Genomic DNA, 20,344 nt, shown 5'->3' with positions numbered 1-20,344 from the left:
CGGGCCGCACGCCGCCGCAACCATCAGTCAGCCCGCATTCAACGCCGAAGTGCCGTCGTAGATGTAGCGGCGCGACCAGGGCAGTGTCTTCGCCGACCTGCCCGCCTTGCGCCCGACGATCTGGTAGATGGCCACGTCGTCATTCTCGAAGGCATAGGCGCAGCCCGCGAGGTAGATGCGCCAGATACGGAACTTCTCCTCGTCGACGAACGCGTGCGCCTTCTCGCTGTTGGCTTCGTAGGCATCGCTCCAGCAGCGCAGCGTTTGCGCGTAGTGGCGGCGCAGGTTCTCCACGTCGAAGGCTTCGAGGCCGCCCTGCTGCATGGCCTGCAGTGCTAGGCTGATATGCGGCAGTTCGCCGTTGGGGAACACGTAGCGGTCGATGAAGTCGCCGCCGCCGTAAGACACGCCGCCGCCCTCGGGGTCGGACGAGGTGATGCCGTGGTTCATGACCACGCCGTCGTCGGCCAGCAGCTCTTGCACGCGCTTGAAGTACGCGGGCAGGTTCTTGCGGCCCACGTGCTCGAACATGCCAACGCTGGTGATGCGGTCGAACTGGCCGGTCACGTCGCGGTAGTCCTGCAGGCGGATCTCGATGCGGTCCTGCAGGCCGGCGGCCTTCACGCGTTCGGTCGCCAGGTCGAACTGGTTCTGCGACAGCGTCACGCCCACGCAGCGCGCGCCGAACTTCTGCGCCGCGCGAATCACCAGCGCGCCCCAGCCGCAGCCGATGTCGAGCAGGGTCTGGCCCGGCTTCAGTTCGATCTTGGTGAGGATGTGGTCGATCTTCTTCAGCTGCGCGGTGGCGAGGTCTTCGTCGCCGTTCTCGAAGTAGGCGCACGAATAGACCATGTTCGGGTCGAGCCACAGCCGGTAGAAGTCGTTGGAAACGTCGTAGTGGTACTCGATGGACTTCTTGTCCGACGACTTGGTGTGCGCGAAGTAGCGCGCCATGTGCCGCAGCGCGCCGCCGGGCTTGTCCATCGATGTCTTGGCCAGCCCGTAGGCAATGTCGATGACGTCGCTGAGCTTGCCTTCGATGTCGATCTTGCTCTTGACGTAGGCCTCGCCCAGGTTGTCGAGCGTGGGCTGCAGCATCAGCGACAGCGCCGCGGGCGACTTCACGTGCAGCGTGACCGAGGGCCCGCTGAAGGTGCCGAAGTCATAAGACTGGCCGTCCCACAAGGTGAGCCGCGCAGGCAGGTTGGCGCGTGCACGAACGGCGGCGCTCCACTGCGCCAGCTTCTTTTCCCAAAGCATGCATTTCTCCGTGTTGTTTGGTTCTCCCGATCACATGAGCGGGCTGCTGCAGCGAACAAAACAATAGCGAAATTTTGCAAAACCTGCATGGTCGGGACGACGCAAGAAATTGCAGCAAGTGCTACAAGGCGGCCGGCCCACCGCAAGCGAACGCTCAGGCCGCTTCCATCGACTCCGCCCCCATCGCATCGTTGCCCGCCTCGCCGAGCCAGCGGCGCTTGTCGCGCAGCGGCGGTGCGCCGAACATGCGGCCGTACTCGCGCGCGAACTGCGACGGGCTTTCGTAGCCCACGTTGTGCGCGGCGCTCGCCACGTCGGCGCCGGCAATCAGCATCTGGCGGCGCGCCTCCTGCAGGCGCAGCTGCTTCTGGTACTGCAGCGGGCTCATCGCGGTAACGGCCTTGAAGTGATGGTGGAACGACGACACGCTCATGTGCACCGCCCGCGCCATGTCTTCCACCCGCAGCGACTGCGCGTAGTTCACGCGCAGCGCGCTGATGGCCTTGGCGATGCGCTGGGTGTGGCTGTCCTGCAGCGCGATCTGCCGCAGGCGCGCGCCTTCGCCGTTCACCAGCAGGCGGTACATGATCTCGCGCTTGATGAGCGGCGCCATGATCGGCACGTCTTCCGGCGTGTCGAGCAGTCGCAGCAGGCGCAGCACCGGCTCCAGCACCGGCATGGCGATGCGGTTGACGTACATGCCGCGCGAGGCCGGCGCGTTGGCCTTGGCCGGCAGCTTCTCGTCGCCGATGAGGTCGCCGATTTCGTCGAGGGCCAGCTCCAGCCGCACGCCGAGGTACGGCTCTTTCTCGCTCGTGACGCACACCTGGCCGCACACCGGCAGGTCGACCGAGGTGACGAGGTAGTGCATGGGGTCGTACACGTAGATGTCGTCGCCCACGATGATCCGCTTGGAGCCCTGCGCAATGAGGCCCAGCGCCGGCGACGCAAAGCCGTGCTTGGGGCCTTCGGGCTTGCTGATGCAGAACACCTGCAGGCCGGGCACGGCGGTGATGACGGTGCCGTCCTGCCCCTGGGTGATGTGCTCGATCAGCGCCACCAGTTCCTTGCGGGCTTCGTCGAGTTCGGGTTCCAGCGGCATCGGCTGGGCGATGACGGCGGCGATTTCAGGTGTTTCGTCGGACATGTTCGGGGCCTTGTCGCGGTGGGAGGCCAGGGAATGGCCACCATGGAGGATTGAGCGGTTTTGTAGCTTAGCGCGCCTCCCTTGGATTCGCACCTGCCGGCGGGGAGGTCTGGAGAATCAGGCAAATACTTTGCAGGAACGCGCTCGCCACGCCGGGGGCGGCAGCCGGATACTTTTTGCAGTCGCCCGGGCTTTCCGGCCCTTTCGGCCTCCCTCGGGCGCCTCCACCGCAAAGGATTCCTCCATGCAATACCGCAAATTCGGCCGCACCGGCCTCTTCGTTTCCGAGCTGTGCCTCGGCACCATGACTTTCGGCGGCTCCTCCGGCATCTGGGGCCAGATCGGCAACCTGCAGCAGTCCGAGGCCGAAGGGCTGATCGGCAAGGCCATGGACGCCGGCATCAACTTCATCGACACGGCGGACGTGTACTCCGACGGCCAGTCAGAAATCATCACCGGCCAGGCACTGAAGAACCTCAAGGCGCCGCGCGACAGCTTCGTGCTGGCCACCAAGGTGCTGGGCGAAACCGGCAGCAAGGGCGTCAACTCGGCCGGCGCCTCGCGTTTTCACATCATGGATGGCGTGAAAGCCAGCCTGCAGCGTCTGCAGCTCGACCACATCGACCTGTACCAGATCCATGGTTTCGACCCGGCCACGCCCATCGAGGAAACCGTGCACGCGCTGGACAACCTCGTGCGCCAGGGCCACGTGCGCTACGTGGGCGTGTCGAACTGGGCGGCCTGGCAGATCGCGAAGGCGCTGGGCATCGCCGAGCGCGACCGGCTGGCGCGCTTCGAGTCGCTGCAGGCCTACTACACCATCGCCGGACGCGACCTGGAGCGCGAGCTGGCCCCGATGCTGCGTAGCGAAAACGTCGGGCTGATGGTCTGGAGCCCGCTTGCGGGTGGCCTGCTGAGCGGCAAGTTCGGCCGCAACACCGAAGCGGAAAAAGGCAGCCGCCGCACCACCTTCGATTTTCCGCCGGTGAACGTCGAACGCGCCTACGACTGCATCGACGTGATGCGCCAGCTGGCCGAGGCGCGCAAGGTGTCGGTCGCGCAGATCGCGCTGGCATGGCTGCTGCACCAGCAGGTGGTGACCAGCGTGATCATCGGCGCCAAGCGCGCCGAGCAGCTGGACGACAACATCGCCGCCACGGCCATCAAGCTCACGGCCGATGAACTCGCCACGCTGGACAAGGTAAGCGCGCTGCCGGCCGAGTACCCGGGCTGGATGCTGGAACGCCAGGGCGGCGTGCGCGGCAAGCGGCTGGTGGAATCAAACCAGCGCGGCTGAGAGCGTCTCCGACGACGCAGCGCGGCGCGCGGCATGCGCTGCCGTCGCGCGCAGTGCGCGCAGGTCGATGTGGCGGGCAGCGCTGGCCGCATCGGGGTGTTCGAGGTGCGGCACGATGCCGAGCAAGGGCGCACCGAGACGCGCGCGCAGCGTCTGCAGATTGGCCTGCGGCGCGAGCATCGATGGATCGACCATGCTCGCCACCCAGCCCGCCAGCACAAGGCCTCGCGCGCGAATCGCCTCGGCGCTCAGCAGCGCATGGTTGAGGCAGCCCAGCCGAAGGCCGACCACGAGGATCACAGGCAGGCCCAGTGCCACGGCGAGGTCGGCGCTGTCGAGGTCGTCGCCGAACGGCACGCAGAAGCCGCCCACGCCTTCGACCACCACCGCATCGGCACGCGCCGACAGTTCCGCGAAGGCCGAGAGCATCGGCTGCAGCGCGATGTGCACGCCCTCTTCCCTGGCCGCCAGGTGCGGCGACATCGGCGCACGCAGCAGGTACGGGCAGCGCAGCGCCAGCGGCGCATCGACGTTGCCGGCCGCGTGCAGCTGCTCCACGTCTTCGTTGCGCCATTCGCCATTCATGTCTTCCAGCCCCGCGGCCACCGGCTTCATGCCGACCGCGCGCAGGCCCGAGCCGGCCAGCAGGCTCAGCATGGCGCTGCTGACCAGCGTCTTGCCGATGCCCGTGTCGGTGCCGGTCACGAACCAGGCCCGGCGCGTCATGCGGCTTCCTTCAAAGGCTGCGCGAGCGCTTCACCGAATGCATCGACCAGCCGCGCGACATCGGCTTCGCTGTGGCTGGCCGACAGCGCGATGCGCAACCGCGCCGTGCCGGCGGGCACGGTCGGCGGGCGGATCGCGCCCACACGCAGGCCGCGCGCATCGAGCTGTGCCATGACTCGCATCGCGCGTGCGTTGTCGCCGACGATCAGCGGCTGGATTGCGGTGGGTGACTCCGGCAGCCACGCGCTTCTATCTGCTGGCAGCACTTCCTTCAGGCCGCGACGCAACTGCGCGATGCGGGCCAGCAACTGTGCACGGCGTTCCGCGCCCTCCTCGCCCTCGATCAGCGTCAGGCTCGCGAGCAGCGCATGTGCGACGGCTGGCGGCGCGGCGGTGGTGAAGATGTAGGGCCGCGCACGCTGCACCAGGTAGTCGATGACGGTACGGTGCGCCGCTACGAAAGCGCCCGACACGCCAGCCGCCTTGCCCAGCGTGCCCACCAGCACCAGTCGCTCCGAGCGCAGGCTCATTGCTTCGAGCACGCCGCGCCCCGTGTCGCCCAGCACGCCGAAGCCATGCGCGTCGTCGATCACCAGCCAGGCGTCGTGCCGCTCGGCCAGTGTGAGCAGTTCGGCAACCGGCGCGATGTGGCCGTCCATGCTGAACACGGCATCGCTCACGATGAGCTTGACCGGCGCGTCGCAAGCGGCGAGTTGCGCATCGAGCGCGGCCACGTCGCAATGTGGATAGCGCTCGACGCGCGCCTTGGCCAGTCGCGCGCCGTCGATCAGCGAGGCATGGTTGAGCGACTCCGAGAAGATGACAGCCTCGGCACCGCCGAGCGCCGACAGCACCGCGAGATTGGCCATGTAGCCGGTGCAGAAGAACAGGCTCTGCGCCTCGGGGATGAAAGGCGCCATCCAGCCGGCCAGCCGCTCTTCGAGCTGTGCGTGGGCACGCGAGTGGCCAAGGATCAGGTGCGAACCGCCGCTGCCGGTGCCATACAGCGCAGCGCCTTCGGCCCACGCAGCAGCCAATGCGGGATGCGCGGCGAGGCCGAGATAGTCGTTGCTGCTGAAGCCGAGCATGGTGCGCGGAGCAGTGGCGCCGGCCAGCGTCAGGGTCTGTTCGGGTGCGCAGGCGGTTTCGGCGATCTGCCTGCGGCGGCGCAGCGACTGGGCGTCGAGCGCATGGATCTCGCCCTGCAGGCGGTCAAGCAAGCGCGACATCGCGGGCTCCTTCCTTTGAACTCGTGGCCATGACGGCTTTCAGCGTGGCCAGCGTGCCGTCGACCAGCTGGTCGATCTCTCCGTCGTTGATCGCATACGGCGGCATGAGGTAGACGGTGTTGCCGATCGGCCGCATCAGCAGCCCCTGCGCACGCGCCGCCATGTGGAAGCGCTCGGCAAAGCGCGCGCCGGGCTCGCGCACGTCGAAGGCCGTGATCATTCCTCGCTGCCGCAGGTGATCGACAGGCTGGCCCTCCAGCCCGTCGTGCAGTCGCTGCAGCAGGCGCGCCGCCCGGCCGCGGTTGCGCTGCAGCGCGTCTTCGCTCTTGAACAGGTCCAGCGTGGCCACCGCCGCGCGGCAGGCCAGCGCGTTGCCGGTGTACGAATGCGAATGCAGAAAGCTGCGCGCCACGTCGTCGTCGACAAAGCCTTCGTAGATGGCGTCACGCGTCATCACCAGCGCCAGCGGCAAGTAGCCGCCGCTGATGCCCTTCGAGAGACACAGGAAGTCGGGCCAGATACCGGCCTGCTCGCACGCGAAGAAGCTGCCGGTGCGGCCGCAGCCCACCGCTATCTCGTCGGCGATGAGGTGAACTTGGTAGCGGTCGCACAAGGCGCGCACGAGCCGCAGGTATTCGGGGTCGTGCATCGCCATGCCGGTGGCGCATTGCACCAGCGGCTCGACGATCACGGCGGCGATGGTGTCGTGCTGTTCGGCCAGCAGAGCTTCGAGTTCGGCTGCGGCGCGGCGGGCGACGACGGCCGCGTCTTCGCCCGGCTTGGCGTTGCGTGCATCAGGTGAAGCAACGAGGTGCGCATTCGCGAGCAAGGGGGCGTAGGCGTCGCGGAACACCGGCACGTCGGTCACGTGCAGGGCGCCGAGCGTCTCGCCGTGGTAGCCCTGCTTCAGCGCGACGAAGCGCTGCTTGCCGCCACGGCCAGCGTTGCGCCAGGCGTGGAAGCTCATCTTCAGCGCGATCTCCACCGCAGAAGCGCCATCGGAGGCGTAGAAGCAATGGCCCAGCGCGTGCCCCGTCAGCGCGGACAGGCGCTCGGCCAGTTCCACGGCCGGGGCGTGCGTGCAGCCCGCGAGCATCACGTGCGAGAGCTTGTCGAGCTGGTCTTTCAACGCAGCGTTGAGCGCGGGGTGTGCGTGGCCAAAGAGGTTGACCCACCACGAACTGGTGGCGTCGAGGTAGCGGCGGCCTTCATGGTCGAAAAGCCAGGCGCCCTCGCCTCGCGCGATGGGCAATGGCGGCACTGCTTCGAGGCGAATGCTCTGCGTGCACGGATGCCAGACATGGCGCCGGCTGCGTTGCTGCAAGTCGGTATTGGGAGATGAGGAAGAAGCAGTCGTAGAAGGCACCCGCGCATTCCTTTCGTGAGGGCAAGGCGCGGGATCGTATCGATGGGTTCGCCGTGCGGCAAACCGCTGGACGGCATGCGAAATGACGGACGAATCAGCGACGTTTCCAGGCGTAGAAGCCGCGTTCGGAGCAACGTCAACGAACAAGACGGCTTCTCGCGCCCGGGCCGCCATGGCGGGAAAACGCAAGTTGTCCGGCTGCCGCCAGAAACAGGTCACGAATGTCCGGTTTTAGCGGCTTCACGGCCTGAGCCCCGGATATCGGACAGCATATTGGCGGGTTTCAGCGGTCCGGACTCTTCTTCACCAGCGCGGAGATGTACTCACCCAATGAAATCGCGCCGCGCTCCGGCTTGTCGGGCGTTTCGTAGTGCTGGTCCAGCGTGACGCGCGTCATGGCCGCGTACGACCTGGCGGCAGCGTCGGAAAAGCCCAGCGACTTGAACGCCTTCTCCCACTGCTCGCGCGGCGTCTCGACCACCTCCACCGGTCGCCCCAGCGCTTGCGAGAAAGCCCTCGCCACGTCGCCCGCCGAATAGCGCTCCGGCCCCTCGACGTGATGCGGTCCCGAGGACTCGGGCGAGCCCAGCATGAGCCTGGCGGCGAACTGGCCGAGATCGTGCGGCGCCACCATCGGCAACCTGAAGTCGGCGGGGTACATGCTGTACACCTTGCCTTCCTCACGCGCGGTCTTCAGCGAAGCGTCCCAGTTGCTCATGTAGTACGCGGCGCGAATAGCGCAGAACGGCGTCGGGCCGGCGCGCAACGCCTGCTCCATGTCGTACAGCACGCCCAGGTCGCCCAGGCCCTCACCGGGCTGCGCGCCATAGGTCGACTCGGCGACGATCTTCTCGAGCCTGCAGCCTTCGAGCACCGAGAGAATGGCGCGCAGGCTCCTGTGCTCTTCGGCCACCGTGTCGGTCGAGGGCGCTGCCGGCGGGTTCAACACGAACAACCGATGGCCGCCCTTGAACACGCGGTGCAGCGCATGTGTGTCGAACACGTCGACCACGGCCACGTGCGCGCCCTTGGTTCGCAGGGCTTCGGCCTTGTGCGCATCGCGCGTCACCACTGTCACCGGTTCGCTGCGCGCGAGCAGGTCTTGCGCCAGCGCCGAGCCGACGTGGCCCGTCGCTCCCAGAATGATGTGCATCGTCGGCTGCGTGTCAGCCGCGCTTTTCGGCGTTGCGCCTGCGCGTGGCGGCGGCCTTCATCGCGGAAGCCGAGCGAGCGGCCGCCGGGCGATGCGCGGCGGCCGCACCACCCATGCGCCCACCCTTGCGTGCCGGCGCATGGTTCTCGGCCTTGCCGCGCCCGGAGCCCGACTTCTTGCCGCCGCCGGTCTCGGCGTTCACCGTGGCCCAGGCGCGGCGCTCGGCTTCGGCCTTGCCCACGCCGCGGTGTTCGTAGCCTTCCTCGATGTGCTCGGCCTGTCGCTTCTGCTTGTCCGTGTAGGACGACTTGTCGCCTCTTGGCATGGCATTGCTCCTGCTCGATGAGAAGCCTCCATGCTGGGCGCGCGAGACGCGCCGTGGGTCGGAAGACGCGCGGGCCGCGCGTCAGCCTTGTCTGTCGTGCGTGTCAGGAGCCCGGCTTCATGCGGCGCAGGTGCGCCAGCATCTCTTCTCGGACCACGCCGGTGATGTGGCTGCGCCGCCCGTTCTCCAGCATGCCCAGCCGCCGCGCGATCGGCCGGCCGGGCAGCTGCAGCACGCACAGCGCAGGGTCGCTTTCCCAGTCGAAATTTTTCAGCAGCGGCGCCATGGTGAAGCCCACGTTCTTGCGCACGAGCTCCGCAATGGCCAGCAGCGAGTTGAGCTCCAGGAACTCTTTCGGCACCAGCTGCAGCCGCCGCAGGATGCGGTCGATGCGCGCGCCGGTCGGCGTGCGCCGGTCGAAGCGGATGAAGGGCTGGCTGGCGAACAGGCTCGCAATGCTCGTGTCGGGCGCGGCGATGCCCGAGTTGGCGATGACGGTGAGCGTCTCGTCGTAGCACGGCGTCCACAGCAGGCCCGGCACCTCGGGCCATTGCCGCTCGACGACCACGGCCGCGTCGAGCTCGCCGCTCACCACGTCCTGCATCAGCTGAGTCTGCTCACGCACGCGCAGTTCGACTTCGAGGTTCGGATGCAGCGACTTGAGCTGCGCCAGCGTGCTCGACAGCAAGCCCATGGCCGAGATCAGCGAGCCGAGCTTGATGGTGCCGGCGATCTGCCGCTGGTCTTGCAGGTCGCGCCGCATCGACTCGTATTGCGCCAGCAGCTCTTCGGCGCGCGGCAGCAGCAGATGGCCCGCGGGGCTCAGCACCATGGTGCGGCCGGTCTTGTCGAACAGCGTCTTCTTCATTTCCGCTTCGAGCGCGCGCATCTGCTGGCCCACGGCGGCCTGCGTCAGCGCGACCTGGTCGGCAGCCGCGGCAAAGGAGCCGCCACGGGCGGCGGCCACGAAGGTGCGAAGAAAGCGGATGCTGCTCATGGCGTGTTGCGTGCCGCGTTGAAAGGAAAAGAATTTATTTACTAATTCTAAATAATTTTTAAATTTATTTTTTCCTGTACCTGCCGAAGAATGCGGGCCATGGTCATTGCCCTAGCGCCTTCAGGCGGCAGGCCGATGACAGGAACGCCCCAGCCCCTTTCACCTCATGACCACCCCTGAATACTTTCCCCTCGTCGATGTTTCCGGCACGCCGCATGCGCGCGGCCTGCAGCACGGCCGCGCCGTGCCCGAGCGCGTGGCCGGCGGCGTGGCGCTCTACCGCGCCCAACTCGGCCGCCGCGGCCTGGACGACGCCACCATCCGCCACCTGGCGCATTCGATGCTGCCGCTGATCGAGGCCTACGACGCGAGCTATCTCGAGGAGATGCGCGGCATCGCCGAAGGCGCGGGCGTACCGCTCGAAGACATCGTGATGCTCAACTGCCGCACCGAGATGCTCTTCGGCTATGCCGACATGAAGCGCCCCGCCGAAGCTTCTGTCGACGCGGCACCCTCCGAAGACGGCGACTGCACCGGCCTCGTCGTGCTGCCCGCGCGCTCGGCCACCGGCCGCCTGATGCACGCCCACAACTGGGACTGGCGCCAGGAATGCGTGGACACCGGCATCGTGCTGCGCATCCGCAATGCAGGCGGCCCCGACATGCTCACCTTCACCGAAGCCGGCGCGCTGGCTCGGCACGGCTTCAACAGCAACGGCGTGTCGCTCACCGGTAATTCGCTGACCTGCCATGAAGACTTCCAGAAAGGCGCCGGCGTGCCGCTGGTGCTGCTGCGCCGACGTGTACTGGAGGCCACCAACCTCGCGCAGGCAATGAAGACCATCTGGGCCTCGAAGCGCTACTGCGCCAACAACATGATCCTGGCGCAGTCCACCGGCAACGACGGCTCGGGCATCAGCCTCGAGACCTCGCCCGGCGAGATCTTCTGGACGCTGCCCGAAAACGACCTGCTCGTGCATGCCAACCACTGGATGTCGCCCTCGGCCGTCATCAAGCTGCGCGACCCGGGCCTGCCGCAGCGCCCTGACAGCATCTACCGCCAGCACCGCGTGGAGAACGCCCTGCGCCGCGTGGAGGGCCGCATCGACTGGACCGACGTGAAGGCCTCGCTCGCCGACGAGTTCGGCAAGCCCGACGGCGTGCTGCGCACCCCGAAGCCGGCCGACTTCAGCAGCATCTCGGCCACCGTCGCCACCACGCTCATGGACGCGGCCAACCGCGTAATGTGGGTCGCGCGCAAGCCTTACGAGGCCCGCAATTTCCAGGAATACACGCTTTGATCGCCCCGCTCCCATGACCCAGAACACTTCCACCGAAGCCCCCACGGCGCTGGCCGACCAGCGCGCCCGCTCCATCTACGACCTGGGCCCCAGCACCATCTACGCCTCGCGCAGCGACCCGCGCTTTTCTTACTGCACCTACGTGCCCGAGCACATCGGCAAGCCCGGCGCGCGGCCGATGCAGCTGGTGGTGGTGATGCACGGCACTGGCCGCGGTTTCGTCAACTACCGCGAGGCCTTCAGCGGCTTCGCCAAGTGGAACGACTGCATCGTGCTGTGCCCGCTGTTCCCGGCCGGCGTGCGCGGCGACGGCAATCGCGACGGCTTCAAGCACCTGATCGAGGCCGACATCCACTACGACCGCATCCTGCTCGACATGGTCGCCGAGGTGGGCGAGAAGTTCGGCTGCGACTTCAGCCAGTTCGCGCTCTTCGGCTACTCGGGCGGCGGCCAGTTCGCCAATCGCTTCGCAATGCTGCACCCCGAGCGACTGTGGGCCGTGTCCATCGGCGCGCCCGGCTCGGTCACGCTGATCGACCCCGAGCAAGGCTGGTGGGTGGGCACGAAAGATTTTGCCGGCCGCTTCGGCAAGCCGATGAACCTCGAAGCCCTGCGCCGCGTGCCGGTCCACATGATTGCCGGCAAGGCCGACATCGAGACCTGGGAGATCACGCACCGCGAAGGCGGCAAGTACTACATGCCCGGCGCCAACGATGCCGGCCGCACCCGGCCCGAGCGGCTGGAAACGCTGCGCCGCTCCTTCGAGGCGGCGGGCGTGAAGGTCACTTTCGACCTGCTCGACAACGTGCCGCACAACGGCCTGGCCTGCGTGGGCCACGTGCAGGACTTCTTCGCCGACGCACTGCATGCACTGCGCGAGCCGCGCGCCACGTAACAAGGAAGACGGCCCATGTTCCGTTTCGCAGCGTCCCGCATCGCCATGGCGATACCCACACTGCTCATCGTGGCGGTGTCGGTGTTCGTGCTGATACGGCTGATTCCCGGGGACCCCGCGCAGTTGCTGCTGGGCGACCTCGCCACGCCCGCCAGCCTGGCCGAGTTGCGTGCCCGCCTCGGGCTCGACCGCTCGCTGCCGGCGCAGTTCGGCATCTGGTTCGGCCACGTGCTGCAGGGCGACCTGGGCACCTCGATCAACAGCGGGCAGGACGTACTCTCGCTGGTGACCGACCGCTTTCTCATCAGCGGCCGCATCGTGCTGGTGGCCGTGGCACTGGCCGCGATGGTGGCGGTGCCCGCCGGCATGATCGCCGCGTGGAAGCAGAACCGCGCGCCCGACCTGCTGCTGGTCGGCACGGCCACGCTGCTGGTCTCCATTCCGACCTTCTGGCTGGGCCTGCTGTTGCTGCTGCTGTTCGGCCTGAAGCTGGGCTGGCTGCCGGTGGTGGGCTACGTGGGCATCGCCGAAGACTGGAAGAACGGCCTGCTCTACCTGGTGCTGCCGGTGCTCACGCTGTTCCTGCACGAGATCGGCGTGCTGATGCGCATGGCGCGCGCCAGCACGCTCGAAGTGCTGCGGCTGGACTACATCACGCATGCGCGCGCCAAGGGCCTGTCGGAGCGCGCGGTGCTGATGCGCCATGCCTTCAAGAACGCCTTCGGGCCAACGTGGACGCTCATCGGCCTGGTGCTGGGCAACCTGCTCGGCGGCATCGCGGTGGTGGAAACGGTGTTCACCATTCCCGGGCTGGGCCGGCTGCTGGTCGATGCGATCTTCGCGCGCGACTACCCGGTGATACAGGGCTGCCTGCTGTTCGTGGCAGTGATTTACGTGGTGGTGAATCTCGTCATCGACCTTTGCTACCCCTTCTTCGACCCGAGAGTCGCCGTCGAATGAGCACGATGAAACGCAAGAAGCGCATTCCCCTCAACGCCCTGATCGGCATCGTCATCGTCGGTTTGATCGCGGCAGCGGCGCTCGTCAGCCTCGTGTGGACGCCGCACGATCCGCTGCGCATCAACTTCGGCTCGCGCCTGAAGCTGCCGGGCGGCGCCTTCCTGCTGGGCACCGACGAATTCGGTCGCGACGAGCTCTCCCGCCTCATGGCCGGCGCCGCCACCAGCGTGTGGATCGCAGTGTTGACTGTCGGCTTCTCGATCGTGGTGGGCAGCATCGTCGGCGTGCTGACGGGCTTCCTGCGCGGCTGGACCGACCGCATCGTGATGGCCTTCAACAACGCACTGCTGGCCTTCCCCGGCCTGCTGCTGGCGCTGGGCCTGCTCGCGGTGGTGGGCGCGAACCAGTACGGCATCATCCTGGCGCTCGGGCTGGCCTACACGCCATCGGTGACGCGCATCGTGCGCGGCACGGTGCTGTCGCTGCGCGAAAAGGAATTCATCGAATCCTCGCGCGTGCTGGGCAACTCCGAGCTCTACACCATGGTGCGCCACGTGCTGCCCAACTGCACCGCGCCGCTGACGGTGCTGGCCACTTCGATGTTCGGCTGGGTCATATTGGCCGAGAGCGCGCTGTCGTTCCTTGGCCTCGGCGTGCCGCCGCCGGCGCCCACCTGGGGCAACATGCTTGCCTCGGCCCGCCCGTTCATGGCGCAGGCCAGCTACCTTTCGATTCTTCCGGGCCTGTGCATCGCACTGACGCTGCTGGGCATCAACCTGCTGGGCGACGCGGTGCGCGACTGGCTCGATCCGCGCATGAAGGGCGTGCAATGACGACCACAACAAACGGCCCGCTGGTCAGCGTGGAAGGGCTGACGCTCGCCGTCGGCATGGGCGGGCGCGAGATCGTGCGCAACGTGTCCTTCGACATCGCACCGGGCGAGATGGTCGGCATCGTGGGCGAATCGGGCAGCGGCAAGACGCAGGCGGCGCGCGCCATCATGGGCCTCACGCCCCCGCCGCTGGTGCGCACCGCCGGGCGCATCCTGTTCGAGGGCGAAGACCTGGCGCTGGCCAGGCCGGCGCGGCTGCGCGAGCTGCGCGGCGCGCGCGTGGGCATGGTGTTCCAGGAGCCGATGACTTCGCTGAACCCGTCGATGACTATCGGCAAGCAGCTCGGAGAGGCGCTGGCGCTGCACCGACGCGAGCTGCCTGCGGCCGCGCGACAGGCGCGCATTCTCGACATGCTGGCGCGCGTCGGCATCCGCGACCCCAAGGGCGCCCTCGATGCATGGCCGCACGAGTTCTCGGGCGGAATGCGCCAGCGGATGATGCTGGCCTCTGTGATGCTGCTGGAGCCCGCGCTGCTGATTGCCGACGAGCCGACCACCGCGCTCGACGCCGTGGTGCAGCGCGACGTGCTGGAACTCATGGTGGGCCTTACGCGCGAGCACAACACGGCCGTGCTGATGATCAGCCACGACCTGCCGATGGTGGCGCGCTTCACGCAACGCATGGTCGTGATGCGGCACGGCGAGGTGAAGGAAACCGGCCGCACCGACGACATGCTCGAACAGCCTAAGCACGAATACACGCGCGAGCTGCTGCAGGCCATGCCGCGCCGCCTGCCCGCGCGGCAGGTGGCCGACGAGGCTCCGGTCGTCGAAGTGCGCAACCTGGTGGTCGACTACGCGGGCCACCGCCGCCTGTTCACCAAGGCTGTACCCAAGCGCGCGCTGCACGGCATCGACCTGGTGGTGCGCCCGCGCGAGGTGGTTGCGGTGGTCGGCGGCTCGGGCTCGGGCAAGACCACGCTGGGCCGCACCATCGCCGGGCTGCTCAAGCCCAGCGGTGGCGACATCCTGTTCCGCGGCCGGCCCATCCTGCGCTCCGATGCGGGGTGGTCCGACTACCGGCTGCAGTGCCAGATGGTCTTCCAGGACCCGTATGCCTCGCTCGATCCGCGCATGACCATCGACCAGCTGGTGGGCGAAGGCCTGCGGCTCATCAAGGGCGTGTCAGCGGCCGACAAGGCGCGCCGCGTGCAAGAAGTGCTCGACGAGGTCGGGCTCGGCGCGTCCTTTGCGACGCGCTATGCGCACGAGCTGTCGGGCGGCCAGCGCCAGCGCGTGGCGATCGCGCGCGCCATCGTGCGCCGGCCGGCCTTCGTGATTGCCGACGAACCGGTGTCGGCACTCGACGTGACGGTGCGCGCGCAGGTGCTGGAGCTGTTCGCCGAGCTGCAGAAGCGCCACGGCTTCTCGTGTCTTTTCATCAGCCACGACCTCGGCGTGGTCGAGCAGGTCGCCGACCGCGTGATCGTGATGCAGGACGGCCGCATCGTCGAGCAGGGCCCGCGCGATGCAGTGTTCGACGCGCCGCAGCAGGACTACACGCGCAAGCTGCTGTCGGCCATCCCGGCGCTGGAGCCGACCGCCGGCGGCGGTGTGCGGCTGCGCTGGCGCTTCGGCGCCGAAGCCCCGGCCTTCGCCTGATTTTTCTTTTTGCAATCGCACCGCAGGAGTCCTTCATGCACCGCTTCACCTTCCGCCATGCTGCCATCGCCGCTGCCTGCCTGGCCGCCTCGGGCGCCTTCGCCCAGACCACCGTCACAGTGGCCCAGCCCGCGGACATCCGCTCCACCAACCCCGGCGTGAACCGCGACAACACCACCGACGGCGTGGTGCTGAACATCGTCGAAGGGCTGGTCGGCTACCGCATGGACGGCAGCGTGGGCCCGCTGCTGGCGCAGTCGGTCGACGTGTCGAAGGATGGCCTGACCTACACCTTCAAGCTGCGCAAGGGCGTGAAGTTCCACAACGACGCACCAATGACCTCGGCCGATGTGGCGTGGAACTGGAAGCGCTACATGGACCCGAAGACCGACTGGCGCTGCACCAGCGAGTACGACGGCCGCAACGGCCTGAAGGTGGTCGAGACCGCCACGCCCGACGACAGCACCTTCGTCATGAAGATCAACAAGCCCTCGGCCGTGTTCCTCGACACGCTCGCGCGCACCGATTGCGGCATGACTGCCATCCTGCACAAGAGCTCGGTGAAGGCCGACGGCAGCTGGGACAAGCCCGTGGGCACCGGCCCCTTCAAGTTCGGCGAGTGGAAGCGCGGCGAATACGTCACTGTGACGGCCTTCAAGGGCTACACCTCGCCGGCCGGCGCCACCAAATCCGACGGCTACACCGGCCTGAAGGCGCCGCTGGTGGACACGGTGAAGTTCCTCGTCGTGCCCGACGCGGCCACCGCGGCCGCTGGCCTGAAGTCGGGCGCCATCGATGCGGGCCAGATCACGTCGAGCGATGCGCAGGAGCTGAAGAACGATCGCAACCTTACGGTGCAGGCACCGCCCGAGGCCATCAAGAACGTGCTGCTGATCCAGACGCGCGACCCGCAGCTGAAGAACCAGAAGCTGCGCCAGGCCATCGCGGCCTCGCTCGACATCGAGCAGATCGTGGCGGCCGCCTCCGAAGGGCTGGGCTCTGTCAACAACTCGGCCATCCACAAGGGCTCGGCCTTCTACAGCGCCGCGCAGAAAAAGGGCTGGCACTACGACCCCGCGCAGGCCGCCAAGCTGCTGCGCGAAGCCGGCTACAAGGGCGAGAAGATCACCATCCAGACCAACAAGCGCGCCCATGTGCCCAGCTATACGGTGGCGGTGCTGGCGCAGGCCATGATGCAGGCGGTGGGCATCAACGCGCAGATCGAGGTGCTCGAATGGGCCACGCAGCTCGACCGCTACAACAGCGGCAACTACCAGATGAGCTCGTTCAGCTACTCCTCCCGCCTCGACCCGGCGCTGAGCTACGAGCAGTTCTCGGGCCCGAAGGACAAGCAGGCGCGCAAGGTGTGGGAAGACCCGCAGGCGCTGAAGCTGATCGACGACAGCTTCGCCGAGTCTGACCCGAAGAAGCGCCAGGCCCTGTTCGACCAGATCCACGCGCTGATGATCCAGCAGGTGCCGATGGTGATGCTGTTCAACGGCCTCGACGCCTGGGCGGTGCGCAAGCGCATCAGCGGGTTTGCGGTGTGGGAAGGCAAGCCGCGCATGTGGGGCGTTTCAGCTGCTGCTGCGCGCAGCTAGCCGAGCGCTAGGCCGTCAGGACCTTCGCAAGGTCCGCCTTCAAGGACGTGGCCCGCTCCGGCGCGCGCGCCAGCCCGGCATCGACCAGGGCCTGCGCTCGTGCACGATCGCCCAGGTGCACCGCAATGCGCGCGAGATGCAAAGCCGTTCGCGCATGGATCTGGTTCGGGTCGGTCTCGCGCAGCATCTGCTCGAAGCTTTGCGGGTAGCTGCCATGCCGTGCAAAGAAAGCGCGCCCCGGGCCCGCCCATTCGCTCACGATGAACTCGACGTTCTCTTCCGCCTGCTCTTTCGTCGCGCCATAGGCCCATCCGAAAGCGGCGCCGGGCGGCGGCTCCATCCGGTCGCGAAAGACGCAATGCGATTCCTCCAGCGCGTCGGGCGCCACCTGGGCACCGCCTTCGGTCGGCAGGAAGTCGAGATGCGCGCCGAGGTTCAGGTAGCACGCCTTCCCCCCACTCGCGCCCTGCACGTTGAACACATGGATCAGCGGCCCATCGATGCGCCGCAGCGTCTGGCCCGAACCCTCGAAGCCTTCGGCCTTCAGGACAGGAAAGAGTTTTTGCGTGAGCAGCTTGAGGAAGGTGGTGCGGTTCATGGGGCGCGAATTCTCCGTGTGCGCAAGGTGATGGAATAGCGCAAGGCCTCGGTCGGTGCGATGGCATGTTGCCATGCCCAGCGCGCCGGGCCGCGCAGCAGGTACACGGAGCGCGGCTCGATCAGGAATTCGAGCGTGGCGGGGCCTGAGGCCGGTGTGCCGGGCACGTAGGGCCGGAACTGCATCACCGCGTCGCTGCGCAGCGAAACGCCGATGATGTCCTCGAAGTCCGGCACGTCGCGATGCCAGCCCAGCGGCGTGCCGGGACGGTACTCGGCAATCAGCATGTGAGTGAGCTCTTCGGGCGCGAAGCCGGCCCACGCGGCCGCCTTCGCGCGCAGCGGATGCAGCGCTTCGGGCAGCGGCGCGCCGGGCTTGAGGCGGTTGTTCTCGAAGTCGTAGCTGCCCCCGAAACTGGTGCCGCGCCGCCGTGCCGTGTATTCCTTGTAGCGCATCTCCTTGAGCGGCAGGCCCTGCACGATGTGCAGCAGGTCGGCTTCTTCCTCGGCGGACAGGAAGTCGCGCTCGTAGCGCAGGCCTTCGATAGCGGCCACGGGCGCTTCACCGAACAGGTCCGGCTGACCTGCGTGTTCGATGCGTCTAGCGGAGCGCATCTTCGTTGCCCCCGGCCAGTTGCACATGCCACCAGCGCGGCAGCAGTTCGCGGATCTCGGCGCGCGCGAAGCGGTCGTCGAGCAGGTGCAGCACGCCGCGGTCTTCCTCGGTGCGGATCACGCGGCCGGCCGCCTGCACCACCTTCTGCAGGCCGGGGTAGAGATAGGTGTACTCGTAGCCCTTGCCGAAGCGCGTCTGCATGCGCTCGCGCGTGATCTCGTTGAGTTCGTTGTATTGCGGCAGGCCCAGGCTGGCGACGAAGGCGCCGATCAGCCGGCTGCCCGGCAGGTCGATGCCCTCGCCGAACGCGCCGCCGAGCACCGCGAAGCCGATGCCCTGCCCGCCCTCCTCGAATCGTGCGATGAAGCCGTGGCGGTCGGCCTCGCGCATGCCGCGCGTCTGCGTCCACACGGGTACGCCGGGGTGTCGCTGCGAGAACGCAGCGCAGGCTTTTTCGAGGTAGTCGAAGCTGCTGAAGAAGGCCAGGTAGTTGCCCGGCAGGCGCTCGAACTGCGCGCCGATGATGTCGGCCACGTTGCGCAGCGACCCCGCGCGGTCGCGAAAGCGCGTCGACACATGCATCGCCACTTCGACGCGCAATTGATGGCTGTCGAAGGGCGAGGCCACATCGAGCAGCGCGGTGTCTTCCGGCAGCCCCAGCGCATCGCGATAGAACTCGAAAGGCGACAGCGTGCCCGAGAAGCACGTGACCGACACCGCATCGCCGAAGCGCGCTTCGAGGAACGGCGCAGGCACGAGATTGCGAATGGCCAGGCTGCGATCCTGCTGCGTGGCCCCTAGCGTGCGCTCGAACACCGAGTGGTCACCGAAGGCCTCGGCCAGCCGGGCGAAGTGCAGTGCGTCGAAGAAGAAGCGCTGCAGCGGCCCCTGCGAGGCATCGGGCGTGGCCGCGAAATACTCGGCCATGGCGGTGTTGGATGCCTGCAGGGTTCGCAGGAAACGTTCCGGAATTTCGTCGGCGGTTTCGTAGTCGGCCACCTGCGACTGCTGCACCGTATCCCATTCGCGGAACAGCCGGGCCAGCGGGCCGCGCAATGCGGCGGGCGCCACGCGATGCGCCTCTTCGAGCGCCGCGCCTTCGAGTTGCGCGGTGTACATGCCGCGCGAGCGCTCCAGCAGGTTGTGGGCCTCGTCCACCAGCACGGCCACGCGCCAGTCGGCGTCGCGCATGGTGGCGTAGAGGAAGGCGCTGCTGTCGAAGTAGTAGTTGTAGTCGCCGACGATGGCATCGGCCCAGTGCGCCATTTCCTGCGCGAGGAAATAGGGACACACCTCGTGCGCAAGCGCGATGTTGCGCAGCGCTTCGCGGTCGAGCCACGCCACCTGCGCGGCCTGCTCGCGCGCGGCGGGCAGGCGGTCGTAGAAGCCCCTGGCGAGCGGGCAGGCGTCGCCGTGACAGGCGCGGTCGGGGTATTCGCAGACCTTCTCGCGGGCCGCGAGTTCGAGCACGCGCAGGCGACCCTGTCCCCTGCCCTTGTCGAGCACGCGAAGCGCGTCGAGCGCCACCGGCCGGCCGGAGGTCTTGGCGGTGAGGAAGAAAAGCTTGTCGATCTTGCGTGCCGCGCGGGCCTTGAGCAGCGGGAAGATGGTGGCCAGCGTCTTGCCGATGCCGGTGGGCGCCTGCGTCATCAGGCAACGGCCGCCCACGGCTGCGCGGTAGACGGCTTCGGCCAGTTCGCGCTGGCCGGTGCGAAAGGCGCGGTGCGGAAACTCGAGCTGGCCTAGCGTGGCGGCGAGCGCAGCGCGGTGGCCGGCTTCGCTGTGCGCCCAGGCGCTGTAGCGGCCACACAGCTGCTCGAAGTGCTCCCGCAGCGCTTCGCGGGTGTGGTGCTCTTCGAGCACGGTTTCGTCGCCGGTGGCCAGGTCGAGGTACACCAGCGCCACGGTCATCTCTTCGTGGCCGTTGAGTTCGCACAGCATCCAGCCGTAGGTGCGGGCCTGCGCCCAGTGCAGTGCGCGGTGGTTGCCGCGGATGGCGTCGAAATCGCCGCGGAAGGTCTTGATTTCTTCGACGCGGGATGCGCGGGCCTCGTAGCCGTCGGCCCGGCCGCGCACGCGGACCGCGCCGCAGGTGGCTTCGAGCCCGACCTCGCAGGCGTAGTGCTCGGGATCACGCCGGTGCTGCACCATCGCGTGCCCGGCCATGCCTTCGAGCGCGCTGGGTGCGGGCACGAAGCGCAGGTCGAGGTCGCCCGCCTTCGCGCCGAAAGCGCACAGGGCCTTGACGGAAACTACATGCGCGATCATGGAGGCCGCATCCTGCGGGTTGGAGGGTTCGGAGCCCATCTGGGAATGCTGTATGAATTTACAGTATAGCCACGCCAATACGCCGCTTGCGGTTTCCCTATCCGCATCAAGAC

18 protein-coding genes are annotated in these 20,344 nt (G+C 67.6%); 7 read left to right on the top strand and 11 right to left on the bottom strand.

The annotated features are described in order from the left end of the window. Window positions 1–27: 27 nt before the first annotated feature. Both ACZYSP_RS01610 and ACZYSP_RS01605 read right to left on the bottom strand, forming a co-directional pair. Window positions 28–1,260 carry an SAM-dependent methyltransferase gene (locus ACZYSP_RS01610; protein ID WP_258355008.1) on the bottom strand — a complete coding sequence of 411 codons (1,233 nt, stop codon included), beginning with the start codon at window positions 1,258–1,260 and terminating at the stop codon, window positions 28–30. A 154-nt stretch (window positions 1,261–1,414) separates the two neighbouring features. After that, window positions 1,415–2,407 (bottom strand): AraC family transcriptional regulator, encoded by a 993-nt coding sequence (locus ACZYSP_RS01605; protein ID WP_093054883.1) that lies wholly within the window; start codon window positions 2,405–2,407, stop codon window positions 1,415–1,417. 244 nt (window positions 2,408–2,651) lie between these two features. Between ACZYSP_RS01605 and ACZYSP_RS01600 the strand changes: the two genes are divergently transcribed. Next, a complete protein-coding gene (locus ACZYSP_RS01600) occupies window positions 2,652–3,704 on the top strand; it encodes an aldo/keto reductase (RefSeq protein ID WP_093054881.1) in 1,053 nt (350 codons plus the stop codon). Here ACZYSP_RS01600 and bioD read toward each other — a convergent pair. From bioD to ACZYSP_RS01570, 6 genes are all read right to left on the bottom strand, one after another. Beyond that, a complete protein-coding gene (gene bioD / locus ACZYSP_RS01595; RefSeq protein ID WP_093074492.1) occupies window positions 3,687–4,430 on the bottom strand; it encodes a dethiobiotin synthase in 744 nt (247 codons plus the stop codon). The genes ACZYSP_RS01600 and bioD overlap by 18 nt on opposite strands. Further along, complete coding sequence (gene bioF / locus ACZYSP_RS01590) at window positions 4,427–5,659, bottom strand: 8-amino-7-oxononanoate synthase (RefSeq protein WP_489012833.1); 1,233 nt, start codon at window positions 5,657–5,659, stop codon at window positions 4,427–4,429. Before bioF ends, bioD begins: the two co-directional genes overlap by 4 nt. Further along, on the bottom strand, window positions 5,643–7,025 hold the full coding sequence (gene bioA, locus ACZYSP_RS01585; RefSeq protein WP_489012832.1) for an adenosylmethionine--8-amino-7-oxononanoate transaminase: 1,383 nt from the start codon (window positions 7,023–7,025) through the stop codon (window positions 5,643–5,645). The genes bioF and bioA overlap by 17 nt, the downstream gene beginning before the upstream one ends. A gap of 283 nt (window positions 7,026–7,308) precedes the next feature. Further along, the gene (locus ACZYSP_RS01580) at window positions 7,309–8,178 is read right to left on the bottom strand and encodes an NmrA family NAD(P)-binding protein (RefSeq protein ID WP_489012831.1); all 870 of its coding nucleotides are present in this window, start codon (window positions 8,176–8,178) and stop codon (window positions 7,309–7,311) included. A gap of 13 nt (window positions 8,179–8,191) precedes the next feature. Continuing rightward, entirely contained in the window at window positions 8,192–8,503 is a 312-nt protein-coding gene (locus ACZYSP_RS01575; protein WP_093074500.1) for a plasmid stabilization protein, read from the bottom strand. A gap of 103 nt (window positions 8,504–8,606) precedes the next feature. Then, window positions 8,607–9,500, bottom strand: coding sequence for a LysR substrate-binding domain-containing protein (locus tag ACZYSP_RS01570; protein ID WP_093054870.1), 894 nt, complete (start codon window positions 9,498–9,500; stop codon window positions 8,607–8,609). A gap of 166 nt (window positions 9,501–9,666) precedes the next feature. Here ACZYSP_RS01570 and ACZYSP_RS01565 point away from each other — a divergent pair, with 166 nt between their 5' ends. Genes ACZYSP_RS01565 through ACZYSP_RS01540 form a run of 6 tightly spaced genes read left to right on the top strand, consistent with a single transcriptional unit; the run spans window position 9,667 to window position 16,750 of the window. Next, a complete protein-coding gene (locus ACZYSP_RS01565) occupies window positions 9,667–10,800 on the top strand; it encodes a C45 family autoproteolytic acyltransferase/hydrolase (protein WP_489012830.1) in 1,134 nt (377 codons plus the stop codon). 13 nt (window positions 10,801–10,813) lie between these two features. Further along, window positions 10,814–11,695 (top strand): alpha/beta hydrolase family protein, encoded by an 882-nt coding sequence (locus ACZYSP_RS01560; RefSeq protein ID WP_489012829.1) that lies wholly within the window; start codon window positions 10,814–10,816, stop codon window positions 11,693–11,695. Window positions 11,696–11,710: 15 nt separating this feature from the next. Beyond that, entirely contained in the window at window positions 11,711–12,655 is a 945-nt protein-coding gene (locus ACZYSP_RS01555) for an ABC transporter permease (RefSeq protein WP_093054864.1), read from the top strand. A 5-nt stretch (window positions 12,656–12,660) separates the two neighbouring features. Continuing rightward, window positions 12,661–13,488, top strand: a complete 828-nt coding sequence (locus ACZYSP_RS01550) for an ABC transporter permease (protein ID WP_093054950.1) — start codon at window positions 12,661–12,663, stop codon at window positions 13,486–13,488. Next, window positions 13,485–15,149 (top strand): ABC transporter ATP-binding protein, encoded by a 1,665-nt coding sequence (locus tag ACZYSP_RS01545; protein ID WP_489012828.1) that lies wholly within the window; start codon window positions 13,485–13,487, stop codon window positions 15,147–15,149. Before ACZYSP_RS01550 ends, ACZYSP_RS01545 begins: the two co-directional genes overlap by 4 nt. Before the next feature lie 35 nt (window positions 15,150–15,184). Next, a complete protein-coding gene (locus tag ACZYSP_RS01540; protein WP_354336090.1) occupies window positions 15,185–16,750 on the top strand; it encodes an ABC transporter substrate-binding protein in 1,566 nt (521 codons plus the stop codon). 7 nt (window positions 16,751–16,757) lie between these two features. On the opposite strand, the gene ACZYSP_RS01535 is transcribed toward ACZYSP_RS01540, so the two are convergent. Genes ACZYSP_RS01535 through ACZYSP_RS01525 form a run of 3 tightly spaced genes read right to left on the bottom strand, consistent with a single transcriptional unit; the run spans window position 16,758 to window position 20,270 of the window. Beyond that, window positions 16,758–17,348 carry a DUF4304 domain-containing protein gene (locus ACZYSP_RS01535; protein WP_093054858.1) on the bottom strand — a complete coding sequence of 197 codons (591 nt, stop codon included), beginning with the start codon at window positions 17,346–17,348 and terminating at the stop codon, window positions 16,758–16,760. Beyond that, complete coding sequence (locus ACZYSP_RS01530) at window positions 17,345–17,962, bottom strand: alpha-ketoglutarate-dependent dioxygenase AlkB (protein WP_093074512.1); 618 nt, start codon at window positions 17,960–17,962, stop codon at window positions 17,345–17,347. Before ACZYSP_RS01530 ends, ACZYSP_RS01535 begins: the two co-directional genes overlap by 4 nt. Beyond that, on the bottom strand, window positions 17,949–20,270 hold the full coding sequence (locus ACZYSP_RS01525) for an ATP-dependent DNA helicase (RefSeq protein WP_093074514.1): 2,322 nt from the start codon (window positions 20,268–20,270) through the stop codon (window positions 17,949–17,951). The genes ACZYSP_RS01530 and ACZYSP_RS01525 overlap by 14 nt, the downstream gene beginning before the upstream one ends. Window positions 20,271–20,344: the final 74 nt, after the last annotated feature.

The organism is Variovorax sp. F042, from assembly GCF_057814215.1.
Note: the sequence above shows the minus strand (reverse complement) of the source record. Positions and strands in the feature narration are given on the sequence as shown.

Bases quoted from the DNA above. Each gene is read 5' to 3' on its own strand.
- ACZYSP_RS01610 (WP_258355008.1), bottom strand. From the start codon at position 1,260: ATGCTTTGGGAAAAGAAGCTGGCGCAGTGGAGCGCCGCCGTTCGTGCA.
- ACZYSP_RS01605 (WP_093054883.1), bottom strand. From the start codon at position 2,407: ATGTCCGACGAAACACCTGAAATCGCCGCCGTCATCGCCCAGCCGATG.
- ACZYSP_RS01600 (WP_093054881.1), top strand. From the start codon at position 2,652: ATGCAATACCGCAAATTCGGCCGCACCGGCCTCTTCGTTTCCGAGCTG.
- bioD (WP_093074492.1), bottom strand. From the start codon at position 4,430: ATGACGCGCCGGGCCTGGTTCGTGACCGGCACCGACACGGGCATCGGC.
- bioF (WP_489012833.1), bottom strand. From the start codon at position 5,659: ATGTCGCGCTTGCTTGACCGCCTGCAGGGCGAGATCCATGCGCTCGAC.
- ACZYSP_RS01580 (WP_489012831.1), bottom strand. From the start codon at position 8,178: ATGCACATCATTCTGGGAGCGACGGGCCACGTCGGCTCGGCGCTGGCG.
- ACZYSP_RS01575 (WP_093074500.1), bottom strand. From the start codon at position 8,503: ATGCCAAGAGGCGACAAGTCGTCCTACACGGACAAGCAGAAGCGACAG.
- ACZYSP_RS01570 (WP_093054870.1), bottom strand. From the start codon at position 9,500: ATGAGCAGCATCCGCTTTCTTCGCACCTTCGTGGCCGCCGCCCGTGGC.
- ACZYSP_RS01565 (WP_489012830.1), top strand. From the start codon at position 9,667: ATGACCACCCCTGAATACTTTCCCCTCGTCGATGTTTCCGGCACGCCG.
- ACZYSP_RS01560 (WP_489012829.1), top strand. From the start codon at position 10,814: ATGACCCAGAACACTTCCACCGAAGCCCCCACGGCGCTGGCCGACCAG.
- ACZYSP_RS01555 (WP_093054864.1), top strand. From the start codon at position 11,711: ATGTTCCGTTTCGCAGCGTCCCGCATCGCCATGGCGATACCCACACTG.
- ACZYSP_RS01550 (WP_093054950.1), top strand. From the start codon at position 12,661: ATGAAACGCAAGAAGCGCATTCCCCTCAACGCCCTGATCGGCATCGTC.
- ACZYSP_RS01545 (WP_489012828.1), top strand. From the start codon at position 13,485: ATGACGACCACAACAAACGGCCCGCTGGTCAGCGTGGAAGGGCTGACG.
- ACZYSP_RS01540 (WP_354336090.1), top strand. From the start codon at position 15,185: ATGCACCGCTTCACCTTCCGCCATGCTGCCATCGCCGCTGCCTGCCTG.
- ACZYSP_RS01535 (WP_093054858.1), bottom strand. From the start codon at position 17,348: ATGAACCGCACCACCTTCCTCAAGCTGCTCACGCAAAAACTCTTTCCT.
- ACZYSP_RS01530 (WP_093074512.1), bottom strand. From the start codon at position 17,962: ATGCGCTCCGCTAGACGCATCGAACACGCAGGTCAGCCGGACCTGTTC.
- ACZYSP_RS01525 (WP_093074514.1), bottom strand. From the start codon at position 20,270: ATGGGCTCCGAACCCTCCAACCCGCAGGATGCGGCCTCCATGATCGCG.